Below are 20226 nucleotides of genomic sequence, written 5' to 3' on the forward strand. Positions count from 1 at the left end.
CGACGCGGGAAATTGCGGGGCATGACCCACAACACCCCGCTCTCCCCCCGCCCGCTGCACGAGCTGTCCGGCGGTGGCCGCCCCCGCGTGACGACGACGGCACAGCTGCGCTCGCACGGTGTGTCCACGGCCGAGACGAACGACCAGTGCCGTGCGGGCGGCCCCTGGCAGCGGATCCTCCCGGGCGTGGTCCTGCTCCACCCGGGACCGCCGACCAGCGAGGAGCGGCTGCACGCGGTGCTGATGTTCGCGGCGCGGGAACGCGGCACCGGGGTGCCGGCCCAGCCCGGGGCGAGCCGGCCACACGCCCCCGCCTACCCCGAGGTGATGATCACCGGCCTGGCCGCGCTGACGCTGCACGGCTTCTCCTCCACTCCCCCGCTGCCGTCCCTGGACGCGATCGACGTCCTGGTCCCGCGGATGCGTCGGCTGCGCTCCACGGGCTGCGCGCGCATCGTCCGCACGCCCGTCATGCCCGAACCCGAGCAGGTCACGGGGGTGCCGGTGGCGCCGGTGGCCCGCGCCCTGGCCGACGCGGTGGCCGGGCTCGAGGACGCGGGCATCGTCCGCCGGCTGCTCACGGAGGCGGTCCGCGGCGCCCACTGCGACCCGACGGCCGTGGTGCGCGAACTGAACCAGGCCCGGCTGCTGAGCCGCCCGCACGTCGTGGACGCGGTGGAGTCCCTGCTCGCCGAGGGCCGGGCGCGAGCGGAGGACCGGCTGTACCGGATGATCGCCGAGCACGGCCTGCCCGACCCGGTCTGGAACGTCGACCTGCGACTGCCGGGCGGCCCCTACCTCGGCGGTCTCGACGCGTACTGGCCCGAGCAGGCGGTGGCGGTGGAACTCGACACCCGAGCGCCCCGGCAGGACGACGACGCCCTGTGGTCCGAGTACGCCCGCAAGCGCGAGCACCTGGAACGGCTGGGCATCACGGTCGTCCACATCACGCCGAGGAAGCTGCGCGACGCCCCCGAACAGCAGGCGACGGTGCTCCGCACGGCCCTGATGGCCTCGGCCGACCGCGAACCGGCCGCGTATGTCGTGGTGCTGCCCCGTTAGTGACGGACGCGGGGGCAGGACCAGGAGGGGAGAGGAGGGGCCGCCGGGACGCACCGGCGGCCCCTCCTGCCGCCGGGAGGGCTACCTGCCGCAGAACTCCGCCTCGATGATCGCCTCCGTGCTTCCCGACCAGTCGCCGTTGAGGTTGACGGCGAGGGAGTGCCGTCCGTCGCCGGTGGTCACCGCGTCCGAGTGCGAGCCGTAGATGCCGCCGTCGTGACCCCAGACGTGCACGCCACAGCCGAGTTCACGGTCGACGAGGCCGAGGCCGTAGCGGTCGGTGCCGCCGGAGTCGACCGTGGTCTTCATCTCCTTCAGCTGCTCGGGCGGGAGCAGCCGGCCGCGCAGGAGCGCCGAGAAGAAGCGGGTCAGGTCGGCGGAGGCGGAGACCATCTGGCCCGAGCCGTAGGCCAGGCGCGGGTTCAGCTCCGTGACGTCGTACGTCGGGCCCGTCGTCTCCCTGGCCAGTTTCGAGTAGCCCCGGCTGCTGGGCCGGGGCAGCGTCACGCGGGTGGTGGGCACCGACGTGGAGGTCAGGTGCAGGGGGGCGATGATCCTGCGGTCGATCTCGTCGCCGTAGTCGTTGCCGGTGGCCTTCTCGATCACCCGGGCGGCCAGGAGGTAGTTGGTGTTGGAGTACGCGAACGACGCGCCCGGCTCGAAGTACGGCCGGTTCTTCATCGCGAGGGCGAGCAGGTCCTCGGGGGCCGCCTCGTCGAAGCGGTGCTTCATGAAGCCGTCCGGGGTCATGTAGGTCTGCTGGAAGCCCGGGTCCGCCAGGTAGTCGAAGATGCCGCTGGTGTGGTTCAGCAGGTGCCGGAGGGTGATGCGGCGGCCGTCGTGGCCGTTGCCCCGGACCGCGCCCGGCAGCCACTTCTCCACCGTGTCGTCGAGCGACAGCCGCCCCTCCGCCTCCAGTTGGAGGACGACCGTGGCGACGAACGTCTTGGTGATGCTGGCGATGCGGTAGTGGTCCCGGGTCGAACGAGGCTTGCCCGTCTCCAGGTCGCCGACGCCGGCCGTGGCCGCCCAGGTGCCGTGGCCCCGGCGCACCGTCACCGTCACTCCCGGGACGCCGTCGGCGACCGCGGCCCGGACGGCTTGGCGGGTCGCGTCATGGCCGCCGTGCGCACCGGCCGGAGCCGCCGCCACGGCCGGTGTCGCCACGGCGGCCAGCGCCACCGTCGCCGTCGCCGTCAGGGCCGCCGCCTTCACACGTGTCCTCATGTCCCCGTTCCCCCCGTCACGTCCTGTCGATTTGTGTCGGGAGAGGGGACCGCTGCAGGCCGGCCCGGGTTGACCGGCGCCGGGCGGTTGAGCGGTTTTCAGACCTTCTTGAGGACCAGCTCGGTGTTGCGGTCGTTCGGGTCGCCGCCGAGGGTCGTGCTCGCGCCGGGGGCGTTGAGGGACAGCTCGCGGTAGAGGGCCGCGAGTCCGGTCTGGGAGAAGTCGGAGAAGTCCGTGCGGTGCGGGGCCGAGGACTCCACCAGCGTGGTGAACAGGGAGATCGTGCCGTCCTTGTTGTCGGTCAGCTCGATGACGCGCGCGAGCTGCGGGAAGTCGACGTGGGAGGCGGTGGAGATCTCCCAGAAGGCGCCGCCGCCGGACAGCGAGTGCGGCGTGATGACGTTCTTGTGGATGTGCCCGTTCACCCAGGCCAGCACCCGCGGGTGGTTCCCGAGCAGGGCGAGGACCTCCTGGCCGTCGTGGCGGCGCTCGTTCGGCCGCGCCGGGTCGCTGCGCAGGTTGGTCATCGTCCTGCTGGTGTGATGGCTGAAGATCACCGCGTAGGAGTCCTTGTTCTCCCGCAGTGTCCTGTCGAGCCACTTCAACTGGGCCGTGCCGAGGGATCCCTCGTAGTGGCCGCCGGAGTCGGTGGTGTCCAGGCTGATGCCGATCACGTCGTCGGAGATGCGGAAGGCGTAGTACTGGGTGCCCGCGTCCAGGTTGGCGGCGGAGTAACCGTGGCCGGCCGGGCCGACGCCGCGGTGGGCCGGGTCGAGGTGCGCCTTCAGGTACTCGGCCGGCGTGTAGGGCGCACGCCGCTCGTCGGGCGTGACCGAACGCATGGACCGGGCATGGGACTTCAGGAAGTCGTGGTAGCGGACGCCCCGGGGGTCGCGGGCCTTCTTGATCTGCGCCTGGAGCTGCTGGGCCTCGGCCGCTGTCACGTTCATCAGCTTCTTGCCGCCGACGGCCAGTTCGGTGAGGTACGAGTCGCCGTGCGAGGCGTAGCAGCCCATCGGCAGGGAGTCGTGGTTGCCGACCGTCGAGTACCAGGGCAGGTTGAGACCGGGACTGCGGACCTCCCGGATGGCGGCCTTCAGGAAGCCGTCCAGGTGCGGGAACCCGACCTGCTTGTCGCTGTCGCGGACGGCGGCGTCGGGCTGCCAGTACTGCTTGAGGCCGCTGTTCTGGACGCCCTCGTAGCGGCGCGGGTCACCGGTGTTGGGCGTGATGCGCCCGCCGCTCATGATCTTCAGGTACCAGTCCAGCTCGGTCCTGGCGTTGTTGTCCGTGTTGTCGCCCGTGGTCATGGCGAAGTGCAGCGGGGCGCCGGTGACGGGGGCGCCGCGCAGCGCGTTGATCCGCTCGACGAGCGCGATCGCGCCCTGCACGGTCAGCGCCTCGTGCGGCCGCCAGGCGTGGCGGTCGGCCGCGCGCAGGTACTCCAGGCGCAGCGGGTGCTGGGCGTCGATGATGTGCAGGTCGGTGAGCTGCACGAACGCGGCGAGCGCGGTACGGCGCCCGGCCCGGCCGGACTTGGGCGCGGCCAGGTCGGAGCGGACGACTCTGCTCCAGCCGGGGCCGTCGCCCAGGCGCCGGTAGCCGGAGCCGCCGCGCGGGGTGGCGACGTTCGCCACGGTGGTGCCCTTGGTGTAGGGGGCGAGCGGCGCGGCCGGTGCCTGCCGCGAGGAGGCGGCGACGGCCTCGGTGGCCTGCCGGGTGCCCGTGGCGGCCTGGCTGTCGCTGGGCCGCAGGGCGTAGCCGACGCCCGCGGAGAGGGCGACCGCCCCGCCGGCGGCGAGAACGGAACGACGGTGGATGCCCTGGCCGGAGCCGGCGACTGAGCGTGTGCGCGACATGCGCTTCTCTCCCCGAGTGCGAACGCGTCGGCAGTGGTCGCGGGGTGCTCCTGACGCGAACACCCCGCTCGTACTGGATCGTTGGCAGCGGGGATGACCTGCGCGTGAACGAGGTGGCAACGCGCAGCGCCGATCACCGTACGTGGATCTTGGGCCACCCGGTGTGTCGTCGCGCGCTCCGGATACGGCCCGGAACCGGTCACGCGGCGTTCATCTTGCGGGGTACCGGACCGGGATCCGCCCTACGGCCGGCGCTGGTCCGGCGCGTCGGCCAGCCGTCCGGTGACGGGGCGTTCGCGCCACAGCCGCAGGGCGATGTCGACCAGGGACACCCGGACCAGCCCGGGCACGGCGTCCAGGTCCTGCCAGGCGGCGAGGTCCGTGGAGCCGTTCACCTCGTTGCGGAGTTCGCCGCCGGCGATGCGGCCCTCGTAGACGAGCCGGACGCCGTGATGGTCGACGGGCGCTCCGAAGCCCTTGCGGAAGACGCGGTGCGAGGAGTTCACGCCGAGCAGCCCGGTCACCTCGATGCGGTACCCGGTCTCCTCCTCCACCTCCCGCCGGACGGTGTCGTAGGGGTCCTCGCCGTGCTCCATGCCGCCGCCCGGCAGGACCCACTCGGGGGTGCCGTCCTGGGCGGGTGAGCGGGCGAGGAGGATCTGTCCGTCCCGGACGCATATGGCGTAGGCCGCCACCCTCAACTTCTGTCGCACTCCGGGACGTTAACCGATTTCTTCGCCACCTTCGGGACTGATGCTCACAAATCGCATCGCGGGTTTTCCCCATACATCCATTTCGTTTGGGTCAACTCTCCCCAAACGCATTCCCCTTGCGTAAGGCTGTGCGATCGTCCGGGCCTGCCGTTCGGACCGTGTGCGACCAGGGCTGATCGGCCCCGGCCGCTTCCCGCTCGTTCCTTTACCTACAAGGGATGCCGATGACCCCTCCCACCCCGCGCGATCAGATATCGGGCCCGAGACGCGTGGCCCGCGTCGCCGTGGCCGCCGGTCTCGTCGCCGCGCTCTCCGCGGCCGGGCCGATCCCGCTGGCCTTCTCCGCCGACGGCCCGGGCGCGGACGCCCCGGCCGGCCCGGGCGTGAAGTCCGCACCCGCCAAGCTCGGTTCGGACGACGCGGACCTGCTCTCGGAGGCCAAGGCCGACGGCGACAAGACCGTCACGATGATGATCGCCACCGCGCCCGGGAAGACCGAGCAGGTCGCCGGGCAGCTGGACGCGGTCAAGGGCGGCTCGGTGGGCCGGGCCGACGACAAGCTGGGCTACGTCCGCGCCACCGTCCCGACGGCCAGGGCGGACGCGGCGATCGCCGCCGCCGCGAAGCTGTCCTCCGTGCACGGCATCGACCTGCGCGAGGAGATCCCGCTGGACGACCCGACGCCGAGCGCGGACACCGCCAAGGGCGCCGCGGCCGCGCAGGGGACGTACCCCGCGCCGGGGAAGAAGACCCCGGCCGAGAACCCGTACAACCCGTCCTTCGAGACGGGCGCGGTCGACTTCGTCGAGGACCACCCGAAGGCGGACGGCCGCGGCGTCACCATCGGCATCCTCGACTCCGGCGTGGACCTCGGCCACCCGGCGCTGCAGAAGACGACGACCGGTGAGCGGAAGATCGTCGACTGGGTGACGGCCACCGACCCGATCATCGACAGCGACAGCACCTGGCGCCCGATGGTCACGGCCGTGTCCGGCCCGGCCTTCACCTACCAGGGCCAGTCGTACAAGGCGCCGGCCGGCTCGTACGCCGTCAGCCTCTTCAAGGAGTCCTACACCGCGGGCGGCGACGCCAAGGGCGACGCGAACCGCGACGGCGACACCACCGACGTGTGGGGCGTGCTGTACGACGCCACGACCGGCACGGTCCGGGTCGACCTGAACAACAACAACGACTTCGGCGACGACGAGCCGATGAAGCCGTACAAGGACGGTCAGCAGGTCGGGTACTTCGGCACCGACGACCCGAAGACCGATGTCGCCGAGCGGCAGCCGTTCGTCGTGGAGATCCGCAAGGACGTGCCCATGGACCCGCTGGGCGGCTCCTGGGTGGGCAAGAAGTCCGACTTCGTCAACATCGGCGTCATCGAGTCCGAGCACGGCACGCACGTCGCCGGCATCACCGCCGCCAACGGCCTGTTCGGCGGCAGGATGAACGGTGCCGCCCCCGGCGCCAAGCTGGTCTCCTCGCGCGCCTGCACCTGGTCCGGCGGCTGCACCAACGTGGCGCTGACCGAGGGCATGATCGACCTCGTCACCAAGCGCGGTGTCGACATCGTCAACATGTCGATCGGCGGCCTGCCGGCGCTGAACGACGGCAACAACGCGCGCGCCGAGCTGTACACGCGCCTCATCGACACCTACGGCGTCCAGCTGGTGATCTCCGCTGGCAACTCCGGCCCCGGCGCCAACACCATCGGCGACCCGGCCCTGGCCGACAAGGTCATCTCGGTCGGCGCGTCCGTCTCCAAGGAGACCTGGGCCGCCAACTACGGCTCGGTCGTGGAGAAGAAGTACGCGATGATGCCGTTCTCCTCGCGCGGCCCGCGTGAGGACGGCGGCTTCACGCCGACCCTGGTTGCCCCGGGCGCGGCGATCAACACCACGCAGACCTGGCTGCCGGGCTCCCCGGTCGCCGAGGCGGGCTACTCCCTGCCGGCCGGCTACTCGATGCTCCAGGGCACCTCGATGGCCTCCCCGCAGGCCACGGGCGCCGCGGCGCTGCTGGTGTCGGCCGCCAAGCAGAAGAAGATCGACCTCACGCCGGCGACCCTGCGCACCGCCCTCACCTCCACCGCCGACCACATCAAGGGTGTGCAGGCGTACGAGGAGGGCGCGGGCCTCATGAACATCCCCGACGCCTGGGACGCGATCCGGGACGAGGCGACCTCCCACTCCTACACGGTCAAGGCGCCGGTCGACACCGCGATCGACCAGTTCCTGAAGACCCCGGGCTTCGGCACGGGCCTCTACGACCGTGAGGGCGGCCTGAAGGCCGGCCAGAAGAAGACGTACGAGATCACCCTGACCCGTACGTCCGGCGCCGACAAGGCGATCCGGCACGAGCTGCACTTCGAGAACAACGCGGGCGGCACGTTCCGCATCGTCGGCTCCGACGAGGTGAAGCTGCCGCTGAACCAGCCGGTGACCGTCAAGGTCCAGGCCGCGCCGAAGTCCGCCGGCATCAAGAGCGCGATCCTGGAGGTCGACGACCCGAGGACCGAGGGCATCGACCGGCAGGTCCTCAGCACGGTCGTGGTCTCCGCGCCGCTGAAGTACACCTACACGGCGAAGAACTCGGTGCAGCGCAACAGCACCCAGCACTACTTCGTCACCGTCCCCGAGGGCGCCAAGAGCCTCGAGGTCGCGATGAGCGGGCTGAAGGACAAGAGCCAGACGCGCTTCATCTCGATCCACCCGTACGGCACGCCGTCGGACCCGTCGTCGACGGTCAACTGCTACCCGAACTACGACAACCCGGCCAACACCTGCCGTCCGGACGTGCGTTCCTACGCCGACCCGCAGCCGGGCGTCTGGGAGATCGAGGTCGAGTCGCGCCGTACGTCGCCGCTGCTGGACAACCCGTACCAGCTGGACGTCGCCGTGCTCGGCGCGGCCTTCGACCCGGAGACCGTGACGGTGCCCGAGGCGAAGGTCGGCACCCCGGCCGCCGCCTCCTGGAAGGTGACGAACGGCTTCGCCGCGCTCGACGGCAAGCTGGTCGGCGGCCCGCTCGGCTCGGCCAAGGCGGCCCGCCCCTCGATCAAGCAGGGCGAGACGCAGACCACCACGGTCGAGGTGCCCGCGGGCGCCAAGTCGCTGGACGTCGCCATCGGCGGTGTCTCGGACAACGCCGCGGACCTGGACCTCGCCGTGTACGACGCGTCGGGCACGCAGGTGGGCAGCTCCGCGGACGGTGACTCGGAGGAGTCGGTCTCCATCCCCTCCCCGGCCGCCGGGAAGTACTCGATCGAGGTCGTCGGCTACTCGGTGCCGGCCGGCACCACCGAGTACGACTACCGGGACGTGTTCTTCTCCCCCTCCCTCGGCAGCGTCACCGTCGACGGATCGGCGCCGGTGAAGCTCGGCACGGGCGACTCGGCGACCGTCTCGGGCAGCGTCACCGCCGCCGCGGCCGCTCCCGAGGGGCGTGAGTTCTTCGGCCAGGTCCAGCTGGTCAACGCGCGCGGCACGGCCGCGGGCGTGGGCAGCGTGAAGATCGAGAAGGTTCTGCCTTAGCGGTACCTCGGCAGCTGTGGGGCGGGCGTCCGTGCGGGCGCCCGCCCCTTCTGCTGCTCCTCACGGGCACGGAAGGGTGCGCGAGGCGGGCAGGGCCTCGGTGATCCACGCCCGGTCGCGGGCGATCGCCTCCTCCCCCGTGGTCCATATGTCCGGCTCGGCCTGACCGGCGGGGATCCCGACCAGGACGTGATCACCGGCCCGGAGCCGGGGGTCGACGCCGGTGTCCATGGGGAAGATGATCCGCTTGCCGCCCTTGTCGGGCTTGTAGTAGCGCGCGACGTCGAGGGTGATCCGGTCCTGGCCGCTGCCGGGAAGGGTCTCGACCCCGGCGACGGTGCCCTCGACGACGATCCGGGCGCAGGCGAGGTATCCGGCGTGACCGAGCTTGGCGTCCCCCTCGGTGTGCGGCCGGCCGGCGGAGCTGTCGGCGGCGGCCGACCCGCGATCGTCTCCGGCGCCCATGCCGTCGCTCTGGACGACGAGCCAGCCCATGCCGATCACGAGACTGGCCCCGACGGCCGCGACGAGGCCCTTCAGCACGAGGGCCAGGGGCTCGGGCCGCTTACGCCGGACGGCCAGCCGGGTCACGGAGGCGCCGCCGGTCTCGGGTCCTGGTGCCTCCGAGGGCTCGGCGAGTGCCTGTCCGATGAGCCCGAGCTGCTCGCGCAGCAACGCCACGTCGGCGGTCGCGGACCGGTACTCGGCCAAGAAGGCGTCGCTCGCGCGGGCCTCGTGCGCTGGCTCCTCGCCGGTGATCGCCGCCAGCAGCGCTGCCTCGTCGTGCCCGTTCTTGTCGTACCCGGCGGTCACGTCACACCACCTCGTCCTCGTGCAGGCGGGCACGCAGGGCCCGTACCGCCGTGTGCAGCCGGCTCTTGACCGTGCCCTCCGGGATGCCGAGCTGCTCGGCGATGGACCGGACGGGCAGGTCGGCGTAGAAGCGCAGGACGACGACCTGCCGCTGGGCGTCGGGCAGCTCGTCCAGGCCCTGGGCGACGGCGACGGACAGCACGCTGCTGTCCTCCCCGGAGGGGTGCTCCGTCTGACGCAGGGCGGCCAGCCGCTCCCCGAGGCGCTCCTGGCGGCGCTTGGCCCGGTGCCAGTCCATGGCGAGGTTGGAGGCGACGACCGCCGCCCACGCCGAGACGTCCCGCGGCGCCTCCCGGCCGCTCGCGGCCCGCTCCAGCAGCCGCAGGCGGACCTGCTGCACCCCGTCCGGCAGGTCCGCCTGCGGCACTCCGCCGAGCGCGAGCACCGCCCGCACCCGGCGCTCCTGTGCCGCGTCCAGCGGATCGGACTCGCTCCGGCGCCCGCCCGCTCTCGGTGGAACCTCACCGGACCCGGCGTGCGCCTCCCGGGCCCGCCGGGCCCTCCCGCGCAGCAGCACAAGCCACCCCCCTAGCCGTGTTTCTCCTACGACGCCGGCACGGCCCGGAACGTTCGATGGGCTTTCGGCCGAGTTCCGGCTCGGGCCGCCCGGATCCGGCCACGGAGCGGCCGAGGCGTACATCACACTTCCGTGTGGCCGGGACCGGCATGGGCAGGCGAGCTTGCGGCGCACGACCCCCACCGGACGAATTCCTCCAGCTCAGCGGGGTCGACACCGCAGGTCCGCAACCATGGGGCGAGACAGGCCGTCCCATTCTCCGGGCAGACCGGGGAAAGAAGTGGACAGGCGGGCCGTGGTCGGCCGCATGATGGAAAAGCCTCGGCCAAGCAACGAGTACGTGAAGAGACGCAGGAGAGGGAGTCACCGTGAGGGTCGGAATCGTCGGAGCCACCGGACAGGTGGGCACGGTCATGCGCAGGATCCTCACGGAGCGGAACTTCCCGGTCACCGAGCTGCGCCTGTTCGCCTCGGCCCGTTCCGCGGGTTCGCAGCTGGACGGCGTGACGGTGGAGGACGCGTCCACCGCCGACTACACCGGCCTGGACATCGTGCTGTTCTCCGCGGGCGGTGCCACGTCCAAGGCGCTGGCCGAAAAGGTCGCCTCGCAGGGCGCGGTCGTGATCGACAACTCCTCCGCGTGGCGCAAGCACCCGGAGGTGCCCCTGGTCGTCTCCGAGGTCAACCCGCACGCGATCAAGAACCGCCCCAAGGGCATCATCGCCAACCCGAACTGCACGACGATGGCCGCGATGCCGGTGCTGCGTCCGCTGCACGACGAGGCGGGCCTCGAGGCCCTGGTGGTCGCCACGTACCAGGCGGTCTCCGGTTCCGGCCTCGCGGGCGTCGCCGAGCTGCACGGCCAGACGCAGAAGGTCGTCGCCGACGCCGAGAAGCTCACCCACGACGGCGAGGCGGTCGACTTCCCGGAGCCGGGCGTCTACAAGCGCCCCATCGCCTTCAACGTGCTGCCCTTCGCGGGCAACCTCGTCGACGACGGTCTGAACGAGACCGACGAGGAGCAGAAGCTCCGCAACGAGTCCCGCAAGATCCTGGAGATCCCCGAGCTGAAGGTCTCCGGCACCTGTGTGCGCGTCCCGGTCTTCTCCGGCCACTCCCTCCAGGTCAACGCCCGCTTCGCCCGGCCGATCTCCCCGGAGCGCGCGGCGGAGCTGCTGAAGGACGCCCCGGGCGTCGAGCTCTCCGACATCCCGACCCCCCTCCAGGCCGCCGGCAAGGACCCGTCCTACGTCGGCCGCATCCGCCGTGACGAGACGGTGGACAACGGCCTGGCCCTGTTCGTCTCCAACGACAACCTCCGCAAGGGCGCGGCCCTGAACGCGGTGCAGATCGCGGAGCTGGTGGCGGACGAGCTGAAGGGCTAGTCCCTGTCCTTCGCGGGGGCCCTGCGCACCTCGTAGAGGAAGCAGCCGTACTCGACGGCCCGGACGTGGACGAGCGCCACGGCCGGGTCGTCGAATGCTTTCGTGAGGGCGTGCGGGAAGGCCGCGGCGGTGCCGTCGACCGGCCGTCCGCCCAGGATGTGCCCGTCGGCCGAGTAGCGGCGGAGCGTGCGGTGGCTGTCCGTGAAGGGGAGAGCGCCGCCGTCCGGCCCGCCGCAGTCCTCGGCGTGGATGAAGACGGGGCCCTGTTCGTCGTACGCCCCGGGTGCGGCGCCGGTCTCAGCCGCCCAACGGCGCAGCGGCGCGTACGCGACCAGGGCGAGGCGTTCGCCCGGTGTGCTGGGGCGCAGGCAGCAGCGGAGCGGGGCGCCGCCCTCGGGGTCGGTGAACGGGGCCGCGGGACGGCCGGCGTCGTCCGTCGCGCGGAGTTCCCTCAGCGCGGTCGGGGCGATGGGGCGGGCGGTGTACGTGGTCGTCGTCATGGTCCTCAGGCTCGCGCGCACGGGCCCCGGTCACCGGCGGGATCCGGACGTCGTGTTCCCGCGCACCCTCGCCTGCCGAGGGGTATCCCTAGCAGGCGCTCAGGTCGTCGCCTGAGGCCCGGCCTCCGTGGAAAGATGACGCAACCCACCCATAACGAGGAGATGACCGCGTGCCTGGCACAAACCTGACCCGCGAAGAGGCGCAGCAGCGGGCGCAGCTGCTCGCCGTTGACTCGTACGAGATCGAGCTCGATCTCTCCGGCGCGCAGGAGGGCGGCACCTACCGGTCCGTGACCACGGTGCGCTTCGACGTGACGGCCGGGAACGGCGCGGAGTCGTTCATCGACCTGGTGGCGCCGGCCGTGCACGAGGTGACGCTGAACGGGGACTCCCTCGACCCGGCCGAGGTCTTCGCGGACTCCCGGATCGCGCTGCCCGGTCTGCTCCAGGGACGCAACATCCTCCGGGTCGTCGCCGACTGCGCGTACACCAACACCGGCGAGGGCCTGCACCGGTTCGTCGACCCGGTCGACGATCAGGCCTACCTCTACACCCAGTTCGAGGTGCCGGACGCCCGCCGGGTGTTCGCGAGCTTCGAGCAGCCGGATCTGAAGGCGACCTTCCAGTTCACCGTGAAGGCGCCCGAGGGCTGGACCGTCATCTCCAACTCCCCGACCCCCGAGCCCCAGGACAACGTCTGGGTCTTCGAGCCGACGCCGCGCATCTCGACGTACATCACGGCGCTGATCGTCGGCCCGTACCACTCCGTGCACAGCGTGTACGAGAAGGACGGCCAGTCCGTCCCGCTCGGCATCTACTGCCGTCCCTCGCTCGCCGAGTACCTCGACTCGGACGCCATCTTCGAGGTGACCCGGCAGGGCTTCGAGTGGTTCCAGGAGAAGTTCGACTACGCGTACCCGTTCGAGAAGTACGACCAGCTGTTCGTGCCGGAGTTCAACGCGGGCGCGATGGAGAACGCGGGCGCGGTGACCATCCGCGACCAGTACGTGTTCCGCTCGAAGGTGACGGACGCGGCGTACGAGATGCGCGCGGAGACCATCCTGCACGAGCTGGCCCACATGTGGTTCGGCGACCTCGTGACCATGGAGTGGTGGAACGACCTGTGGCTGAACGAGTCGTTCGCCACGTACACCTCGATCGCCTGCCAGGCGCACGCGCCGGGGAGCCGGTGGCCGCACGCGTGGACCACGTTCGCCAACTCCATGAAGACCTGGGCGTACCGGCAGGACCAGCTGCCGTCGACCCATCCGATCATGGCGGAGATCCGTGACCTGGACGACGTCCTGGTCAACTTCGACGGCATCACGTACGCCAAGGGCGCCAGCGTCCTGAAGCAGCTCGTCGCCTACGTCGGCATGGACGAGTTCTTCCGGGGCGTGCAGGCGTACTTCAAGCGTCACGCCTTCGGCAACACGCGTCTGTCGGACCTGCTGGGCGCGCTGGAGGAGACCTCCGGCCGTGACCTGAAGACCTGGTCGGAGAAGTGGCTCCAGGCGGCCGGCATCAACGTGCTGCGCCCGGAGATCGTGACGGACGCCGACGGTGTCGTCACGTCGTTCGGGATCCGCCAGGAGGCCCCGGCCCTGCCCGCCGGCGCCAAGGGCGAGCCGACGCTGCGTCCGCACCGCATCGCCGTCGGCCTGTACGACCTGGACGAGGCGAGCGGCAAGCTGGTGCGCCGGGAGCGGATCGAGCTGGACGTGGACGGCGAGCTGACGGCCGTGCCGCAGCTGGTGGGGCAGCGCCGCCCGGCGGTGATCCTGCTCAACGACGACGACCTGTCGTACGCGAAGGTCCGCCTGGACGAGCAGTCGCTGGCCTTCGTCACGGAGCACCTCGGCGACTTCGAGTCCTCGCTGCCGCGCGCCCTGTGCTGGGCGTCGGCCTGGGACATGACGCGGGACGCCGAGCTCGCGGCCCGCGACTACCTGTCGCTGGTGCTGTCCGGCATCGGCAAGGAGTCCGACATCGGAGTCGTGCAGTCGCTGCACCGCCAGGTGAAGCTGGCGATCGACCTGTACGCCGACCCGGCGGCCCGCGAGGCGCTGCTGGCCCGCTGGACCGACGCGACGCTGGCGCACCTGCGGGCGGCGGCCCCGGGCAGCGACCACCAGCTGGCGTGGGCGCGCGCGTTCGCGGCGACGGCCCGCACGCCGGAGCAGCTGGACCTGCTGGAGGCGCTGCTGGACGGTTCGCAGACCATCGAGGGCCTGGTCGTCGACACGGAGCTGCGCTGGGCGTTCGTGCAGCGGCTCGCGGCGGTGGGCCGGTTCGACGAGGCGGAGATCGCGGGCGAGTACGAGCGGGACCGCACGGCGGCCGGTGAGCGTCACGCCGCCACGGCCCGGGCTGCCCGTCCGACGGCGGAGGCCAAGGCCGAGGCGTGGGCGTCGGTCGTCGACTCCGACAAGCTGCCGAACGCCGTGCAGGAGGCGGTCATCGGCGGCTTCGTCCAGACCGACCAGCGCGAGGTGCTCGCCCCGTACGCGGACCGGTACTTCGAGGTGGTCAAGGACATCTGGCAGTCCCGTTCCCACGAGATGGCCCAGCAGATCGCCGTCGGCCTCTACCCGACGGTCCAGGTCTCGCAGGAGACCCTGGACAAGACGGACGCGTGGCTGGACTCCGCCGAGCCGAACGCGGCCCTGCGCCGTCTGGTCTCGGAGTCCCGCGCGGGCGTCGAACGCGCCCTGCGGGCCCAGCGGGCGGACGCGGCGGCCGGGGAGTAGCCGCATGCGGGAGGAGCGGTGGGGGGGGGCCGCGGCGCCCCCCCCCCGCACCTCCCCGACCGGCCCGGGGCAGTTGTCAGACGCCCTCGATGCGGGATTCCTCGATGATCTTCCTGGCCACGGGCCAGAAGGCGGGGAAGCGATGAGCGATGTGGCTCGCCGTGAAGGTGAAGACGTGCGCTCCGGAGGCCGTGAAGAACTGGGTCTGGCGGTACCGCTTTCCCTCGGCCGTGAAGGTGAAATCGATCAGATGGCCGGTGTGGCGTCCCAGAGTGGCGGGCTCGCTGTGGCCGACCCTCAACTGCTGGAAGGTGACCTTGAGGTTCGCCAGGGTCTCCGCGACCATCTGGTCCACGGTCCGTCCTTTCGACTCCTCATGGACCACCACGATGTTCGGTCTGAATCCGTCCGTCTGCTCCGTCTGCACCACGATGGCCTGGGAGCGGTCTTCCCAGCCCGGAAGCAGGGGTACGTTCACTCCGCTCGAGTGCACCGATGTCATGCCCATCTCCTTGAACAGCGCGGTGTAGACGGCTTCCGACTCCTCGGTGTCCCCCGCCCTCATCAGCCAGTAGGCGAGTTCCTGACGCATCGCTAGGGAGCCGGCGGCGTTCGGGTGGCGAGCGAGCAGCTCCCGGAGGGACGCGGCGGCACCGGCCGCGTCGCCCGCCTGCCCCCGCCAGTGGGCGGACTGGTGGCGTGCGGCCAGGGTCTCGGGGTGGTCTTCGCCCAGTAGCTGGGTCTTCCAGGCGGCCAGTTGCCGGAGGGATGCGGCGGCACCGGCCGCGTCGCCCGCCTGTCCCCGCCAGTGGGCCAGGTCCTGGCAACTGCCGAGGGTGTCGGGGTTGGTCTCACCCAGCACCCGCACCTGAGAGGCGAGCAGCAGCTGCAAGGAGGCTGCGGCACCCGCCGCGTCGTCCGCCTGCCCCTGCCAGTCGGCGAGTGTCCGGCGGGTGGCGAGGGTGTCACGGTGGTCCTCGCCCAGCACCCGCACCTGGTCGGCCAGCAGCCGCTCCAGGTCGGCGACCGCTCCGGCCGCTCCGTCCGTCTGCCCCCGCCAGTCGGCGAGTTCGCGGCGGGTGGCGAGGGTGTCACGGTGGTCCTCGCCCAGCACCCGCACCTGGTCCGCCAGCAGCCGCTCGTAGGCGGCGACGACGTCCTGGGGGCGCGCATCGGCCTGCCCCTGCCAGTAGGCGATGGTGTGGCGGGTGGCCAGGGTTTCGCGGTGGTCCTCGCCCAGCACCCGCACCTGGTCGGCCAGCAGCCGCTCCAGATCGGCGACCGCACCCGTCGCGTCGTCGGCCTGCCCCCGCAGGTCGGCAAGATTGCGACGGGTGACGAACTGGCCCGGATGGTCCGTGCCCAGGATCCGCGTCTCGTCGGCGTGGAGTCGCGCGAGATCAGTGACGGCTCCTGCTCGATCACCCGCATCCCACCGCACGTGGGCGAGATTGTGCCGGGTGACCAGCGTTTCGGGGTGGTCCGCTCCCAGGATCCGTATCCGGTCGGCCAGCAGCTGTTCGTAGGCGACGGCGACTTCCCGTGCCGGATGGCCTGCCTGGTCCCGCCAGTACGCGAGATTGTGGCGGGTGCTGAGTGTCTCGGGGTGGTCCTCCCCCCGGACCCGTGTCCGGTCAGCGAGCAGCTGTTCGTAGGCGACCGCGACTTCGCGCGCCGAAGCACCTGCTTCTCCTCGCCAATAGGCAAGGTCATGACGGGTCGTCAACGTGTCGGGGTGGTCCTTTCCCAGGCACCGGGTCCGGTCGGCCAGGACCTGTTCGAGCCCGGACACGGCGTCACCCGGGTCGCCTGTCTCCCCTCGCCAGTAGGCGAGCTCGTGGCGGGCGGTGAGGGTGTCGGCGTGCTCAGCTCCGAGCTGTCGGCGAGTGGTGCTCTCCAGACGCTGGAAGTGGGCCGCGGCCGCAGCGCTCTGGCCGCTTTCGCCCAGACTCTTGCCGAGGCGGAACAGCAGGCTGTGGGCACCGGACCGGTACAGGGCGTGTTCGGCGCGCCGTGCGACGGTCGTGGCGTTGGCCCGAAGGGCCTGGGCCAGTGCGGCGTCACGTTCGATGTCGGGCCAGGCGGCGATCAGGGCGTCGGCGGCCGCGTACGCGACGTCGTCCCGCTCCTGTGCGCACAGTGCGTCCCTGGTGGCTCGCTGAGTGAGCTGATGGACGCGTACCGCGTGGTGGGAGTTGCCGGGCTCATGGTCGATGAGGCTCAGGCGGTGCAGGGCGCGCAGCGCGTCGACCGCCTCCTCCGGGGTCACGTGACCGGCTCCGCCCGGGCGCTGGTCCTGCCCCGCCGTCCGCGTGCGGTGCTCGGCGAGGTAGGTCAGGGCAGGCTCGCCGGTCAGCACCGAGGCGGGCATGCCGTTGGGGTCGAGCACGGCCGCCAGGTGCAGCATGGGCCGGGCCAGTCCCGCGGGCCGCAGCTTGTCGGCACGGTCGATGGACAGGGCCCAGGCGGCGGCCACAGTGGTGGCCTGGTCGTCCGGCAGACCGGACGGCTCGGGCAGGACGTCGGTCAGTGTTCTGGCCCGGTCGGTCAACCGCTGCCGATAGGTGGCGCAATCCAAGCCGGCGTCCAGGAGGTAGGCGACGGCCTGGGACAGGGCCAGCGGAAGATGGCCGAGGTCCCGGGCGAGGGCGGAGAGCTGCTCGGCCGGTTCCCGCCGCTCGTGGGCCGCCAGGGCCGCGGTCAGGTAAGCGGCGGACTCCGTTTCGGTGAACAGGCCGACGTCGATCAGGTGGCGTCCGGATCCGTACAGTGACGCGTCCCTGCGGCGTGTGGTCACCAGGGTGCGCCCGTGCGGGCTCGTGGGCGGCCACAGGCCGCGCAGATCGGCGGGGTCGGCCAGGTCGTCCAGCACGACCAGCCAGCGACACGGCTGCTGCCGGCCCGGTTTGGGTTCCAGCCAGGCCAGGAACGCCTCCGCGGCCTGCTCGGGCCCGGCCGGATCCGCGCCGGACACCTCCACAGCGGTCCGGGCGTAGGCGTCCATGATCGCCTCGCGCGACGCCGCGGTGACCCACACGAGCAGATCCAGCTGCCCGTCCCGGAGCAGTCCCCGTGCGTAGTGGGCGGCCAGCTGGGTCTTGCCGACCCCGCCCGTGCCGGCCAGCACCTGGCCCAGGACCGCCGTGCCTCCCCCGGCGGTCGCCTGCTCCAGCGCCCCGGCCACCGCACGGCCCTGAAACCAGTCCGCCTGCCGAGGCAGGACCCCTACCTGGTGGGGCCAGGAGACGGGGAGCCGGGGGGAGGCGTAGAACGTGTTGAAGTTGTTGTTCATGGTCCCGCCGGCCCCGGCCTGCAATGCGGTCTGGTGGTTGAACTTGTTGCCGGACACCCTCGTCACGCCCGGCGGGAGCGGGACGGGACCAGTCATGCAGACGACCCGAAGTGGTTGGTCTGTTCGTTGTGGTCACCGGTCTGGGAGGCGGTCGGCCCGTAGTAGGTGTTGTGGAACACCGACAGTCCGCCGGCGGCGGCCCGCTCCTCGGTCAGGGCCCGCAACTCCGCCGCGGCGCGCTCCCTTTCCACGCCGTGCAGACTCAGCAGCAGCGCCTCGAAGCGGGTCCGCCACACGGCCTCCTGGTCGTTGCGCGTCCGTTCCGCCGCACCGCTGCTGCCGGCTGCTTCCAGGGCAGCCGCGGTCTGATCGAGCTGATCGAGTTCGTCCTGCTCCCGGTCAGTGTCCCCACGGCCCAGCAGCCGCGCCACCCGCTGCCGGCATCCGGCCCAGACATCGGTACCCGCGGCCTGCACCACGGCTGTGCCACCCGCCGCCGCCAGTGCCGTCAACGCCTCCGTCAGCATCCGTTCGCCTCCCCCTGGAAGTGCCCCCGCCACGCGTGACTCTGTGAACGTAGCGCGTCGCGGACGGTTGGACACCGGCTTCGACGCACTGTCCCGGCGCACTCCGGTGAGCGCACCACGGGGTGAGCTTCGATGCATCGAGACCAGTGCGTGCCGTGAGCCCCTATGCGCTCCTGTCGTGGTATACGCGCATGACCGCGAGGGCACAGGTTCCTCGGCACCGGCTCACCGCACGCCCTTGTCCGTCCTCCCCGTCCACGGCAGCGGGGCGGCACGCCGGGCCCGCCGGTCCGCCGCAGTGTCCCGCAGCACGACCTCCCGCCGTGCCGCCACGATGTGCGACGGCTTCGGCCGTGATACGGCCTGCCCCGCCACCGTCGCCCCGAAGGCCAGGCCCATGCCGAGGAGTTGCAGCGGTGTCAGCGCCTGCCCGAGCGCCGCCCAGCCGACGACGGCCGCGGTCAGCGGGGAGAGCGGGCCGAGGAAGGTGACCTGGGTGGCGGTCATGCGGCCGATGCCGCGGAACCACAGCCAGTACGCCAGGGCCGTGTTCGCGAGGGCGAGGTAGAGGTAGCCGCCGACCGCCGGGCCGTCCAGTGCCGGCGGGGCCCCCTCGACCAGGAAGGCGAGCGGGGCGATGAGCAGGCCGCCCGCGGTCAGCTGCCAGCCGGTCAGCGCCAGCGGTCCGACGCCCTCGGGTCGGCCCCAGCGCTGGGTGAGCACGGTGCCGGTGGACATCGACGCCGTGGAGGCGACGGCCGCGAGCAGACCGACGGGGTCCAGCGCCCCGGCCGCCCGCAGGACGACGAGGCTGACCCCGAGCGCGGCCACGGCCCCGGTCGCCAGCGTCCGCGCCGACGGCCGCTGCCCGAGCAGCAGCGCCGAGAGGCCGGCCACGAACAGCGGACCGGCCGAGCCGACGACCGCCGCGAGACCTCCTGGCAGCCGGTAGGCGGCGAGGAACAGCAGCGGGAAGAAGGCGCCGATGTTCAGCGCGCCGAGCACCGCCGCCTTCCCCCACCAGGCGCCGCGCGGCAGCACCCGGGCGACGGCGAGCAGCAGCAGACCGGCGGGCAGGGCGCGCAGCAGGGCGGTGAACAGGGGGCGGTCGGGCGGGAGGAGCTCGGTGGTGACCGCGTAGGTCGTGCCCCAGGAGACGGGCGCGAGGGCGGTGAGGGTGATGAGGGCCGGGCGGGAGAGGGCCATGGGAGACACCCTTCTGAGTAGGTCAGCAGAAAGTAGCTTACCGCTAAGCAACTTTCCGTCAAGCTACTTTCTTGCGTGTGACCGAGCCTCGGCCGATACTCGTGCCATGAGCGAACGCCCGGAGCAGCGCAAGGACCCCGTCGACGCGATCATCGAGCAGTGGGCCTCCGTCCGGCCCGACCTGGACACCGCCGCCATGGAGGTCTTCGGCCGGGTCAGCCGGCTCTCGCTCGCGATGGGCGACCGGATGGAGAAGGCGTACGCGAGGTTCGGGATCTCACGCGGGGAGTTCGACGTGCTCGCCACCCTCCGCCGCTCCGGGGAGCCCTACACACTCTCCCCCCGTCAGCTGTCGGCGACGCTGATGCTCACCACCGGCGGCATGACGGGGCGCCTGGACAAGCTGGAGCGGGCGGGGCTGCTGCGCCGCTCGCCGGATCCGCACGACCGGCGCGGGCTGCGGGTCACGCTCACCGACCAGGGCCTCGGGCTGGTCGACGAGGCGGTCGCGGCGGGCCTGGCGGTCCAGACGGAGGCGCTGTCCGCCCTGGACGCGGACCGGGCCGCGCTCCTGGCCGGCCTCCTGCGGGAGCTGCTGGCGGGGACGGAGAGGCCCTGACGACACCGAGGGCGGCGGCGGGGGGGGGCGGGGGGGGCCCCCCGGGGGGTCTTGTCCGGGGGGGGGGCGGGGGGGGCGGCCGTGCTGGCCTCGCTGCTGGCCGGCGCGGGCGTGGGCCGGGTGGACGTGATGGACGGGGGCTGCGTGGAGCCGTGGGACC

Annotated in this window: 14 protein-coding genes; 5 read left to right on the top strand and 9 right to left on the bottom strand. The window is 72.0% G+C overall.

Going from position 1 to position 20226, the window contains the following annotated elements:
* Window positions 1-21 precede the first annotated feature (21 nt).
* Entirely contained in the window at window positions 22-1062 is a 1041-nt protein-coding gene (locus ACFV20_RS33800) for a hypothetical protein (RefSeq protein ID WP_385664098.1), read from the top strand.
* A gap of 81 nt (window positions 1063-1143) precedes the next feature.
* Here the strand turns inward: ACFV20_RS33800 and ACFV20_RS33805 are convergent, their stop codons facing one another.
* The 3 genes from ACFV20_RS33805 to ACFV20_RS33815 form a co-directional block, all read right to left on the bottom strand.
* Complete coding sequence (locus ACFV20_RS33805; protein WP_385664101.1) at window positions 1144-2289, bottom strand: serine hydrolase domain-containing protein; 1146 nt, start codon at window positions 2287-2289, stop codon at window positions 1144-1146.
* Between the two features lie 98 nt (window positions 2290-2387).
* A complete protein-coding gene (locus ACFV20_RS33810) occupies window positions 2388-4148 on the bottom strand; it encodes a TIGR03767 family metallophosphoesterase (RefSeq protein WP_385664104.1) in 1761 nt (586 codons plus the stop codon).
* Window positions 4149-4390: 242 nt separating this feature from the next.
* Window positions 4391-4861 carry an NUDIX hydrolase gene (locus ACFV20_RS33815; protein WP_385664107.1) on the bottom strand — a complete coding sequence of 157 codons (471 nt, stop codon included), beginning with the start codon at window positions 4859-4861 and terminating at the stop codon, window positions 4391-4393.
* 224 nt (window positions 4862-5085) lie between these two features.
* Between ACFV20_RS33815 and ACFV20_RS33820 the strand changes: the two genes are divergently transcribed.
* A complete protein-coding gene (locus tag ACFV20_RS33820) occupies window positions 5086-8397 on the top strand; it encodes a S8 family serine peptidase (protein ID WP_385664110.1) in 3312 nt (1103 codons plus the stop codon).
* Between the two features lie 60 nt (window positions 8398-8457).
* On the opposite strand, the gene ACFV20_RS33825 is transcribed toward ACFV20_RS33820, so the two are convergent.
* Together ACFV20_RS33825 and ACFV20_RS33830 are read right to left on the bottom strand one after the other, a co-directional pair.
* Window positions 8458-9210 (bottom strand): hypothetical protein, encoded by a 753-nt coding sequence (locus ACFV20_RS33825; protein ID WP_385664113.1) that lies wholly within the window; start codon window positions 9208-9210, stop codon window positions 8458-8460.
* Window position 9211: 1 nt separating this feature from the next.
* Window positions 9212-9784 carry an RNA polymerase sigma factor gene (locus ACFV20_RS33830; protein WP_385664136.1) on the bottom strand — a complete coding sequence of 191 codons (573 nt, stop codon included), beginning with the start codon at window positions 9782-9784 and terminating at the stop codon, window positions 9212-9214.
* A 371-nt stretch (window positions 9785-10155) separates the two neighbouring features.
* Between ACFV20_RS33830 and ACFV20_RS33835 the strand changes: the two genes are divergently transcribed.
* Window positions 10156-11172, top strand: coding sequence for an aspartate-semialdehyde dehydrogenase (locus ACFV20_RS33835; RefSeq protein WP_385664116.1), 1017 nt, complete (start codon window positions 10156-10158; stop codon window positions 11170-11172).
* On the opposite strand, the gene ACFV20_RS33840 is transcribed toward ACFV20_RS33835, so the two are convergent.
* Window positions 11169-11672 (bottom strand): DUF1203 domain-containing protein, encoded by a 504-nt coding sequence (locus ACFV20_RS33840; protein ID WP_385664119.1) that lies wholly within the window; start codon window positions 11670-11672, stop codon window positions 11169-11171. The genes ACFV20_RS33835 and ACFV20_RS33840 overlap by 4 nt on opposite strands.
* Before the next feature lie 170 nt (window positions 11673-11842).
* Here ACFV20_RS33840 and pepN point away from each other — a divergent pair, with 170 nt between their 5' ends.
* Window positions 11843-14422 (top strand): aminopeptidase N, encoded by a 2580-nt coding sequence (gene pepN, locus ACFV20_RS33845; protein ID WP_385664122.1) that lies wholly within the window; start codon window positions 11843-11845, stop codon window positions 14420-14422.
* Between the two features lie 76 nt (window positions 14423-14498).
* On the opposite strand, the gene ACFV20_RS33850 is transcribed toward pepN, so the two are convergent.
* The 3 genes from ACFV20_RS33850 to ACFV20_RS33860 form a co-directional block, all read right to left on the bottom strand.
* Window positions 14499-17810: a tetratricopeptide repeat protein gene (locus tag ACFV20_RS33850; protein ID WP_385664125.1), complete on the bottom strand. Its 3312-nt coding sequence runs from the start codon at window positions 17808-17810 to the stop codon at window positions 14499-14501.
* Window positions 17807-18241: a hypothetical protein gene (locus tag ACFV20_RS33855; protein ID WP_385664127.1), complete on the bottom strand. Its 435-nt coding sequence runs from the start codon at window positions 18239-18241 to the stop codon at window positions 17807-17809. Before ACFV20_RS33855 ends, ACFV20_RS33850 begins: the two co-directional genes overlap by 4 nt.
* 225 nt (window positions 18242-18466) lie before the next feature.
* On the bottom strand, window positions 18467-19447 hold the full coding sequence (locus ACFV20_RS33860; protein ID WP_385664130.1) for an EamA family transporter: 981 nt from the start codon (window positions 19445-19447) through the stop codon (window positions 18467-18469).
* Window positions 19448-19553: 106 nt separating this feature from the next.
* On the opposite strand from ACFV20_RS33860, the gene ACFV20_RS33865 reads away from it, so the two are divergent.
* Window positions 19554-20066, top strand: coding sequence for a MarR family winged helix-turn-helix transcriptional regulator (locus tag ACFV20_RS33865; protein WP_385664133.1), 513 nt, complete (start codon window positions 19554-19556; stop codon window positions 20064-20066).
* The last annotated feature ends 160 nt before the right edge of the window (window positions 20067-20226 follow it).

The sequence above is a fragment of the Streptomyces sp. NPDC059696 genome, from assembly GCF_042733745.1.
Lineage (GTDB): Bacteria > Actinomycetota > Actinomycetes > Streptomycetales > Streptomycetaceae > Streptomyces.

Coding starts and splice junctions, on each gene's coding strand:
- ACFV20_RS33820 (WP_385664110.1), top strand. CDS start 5,086: ATGACCCCTCCCACCCCGCGCGATCAGATATCGGGCCCGAGACGCGTG.
- ACFV20_RS33805 (WP_385664101.1), bottom strand. CDS start 2,289: ATGAGGACACGTGTGAAGGCGGCGGCCCTGACGGCGACGGCGACGGTG.
- ACFV20_RS33865 (WP_385664133.1), top strand. CDS start 19,554: ATGAGCGAACGCCCGGAGCAGCGCAAGGACCCCGTCGACGCGATCATC.
- ACFV20_RS33800 (WP_385664098.1), top strand. CDS start 22: ATGACCCACAACACCCCGCTCTCCCCCCGCCCGCTGCACGAGCTGTCC.
- ACFV20_RS33810 (WP_385664104.1), bottom strand. CDS start 4,148: ATGTCGCGCACACGCTCAGTCGCCGGCTCCGGCCAGGGCATCCACCGT.
- ACFV20_RS33840 (WP_385664119.1), bottom strand. CDS start 11,672: ATGACGACGACCACGTACACCGCCCGCCCCATCGCCCCGACCGCGCTG.
- ACFV20_RS33850 (WP_385664125.1), bottom strand. CDS start 17,810: ATGACTGGTCCCGTCCCGCTCCCGCCGGGCGTGACGAGGGTGTCCGGC.
- ACFV20_RS33860 (WP_385664130.1), bottom strand. CDS start 19,447: ATGGCCCTCTCCCGCCCGGCCCTCATCACCCTCACCGCCCTCGCGCCC.
- ACFV20_RS33855 (WP_385664127.1), bottom strand. CDS start 18,241: ATGCTGACGGAGGCGTTGACGGCACTGGCGGCGGCGGGTGGCACAGCC.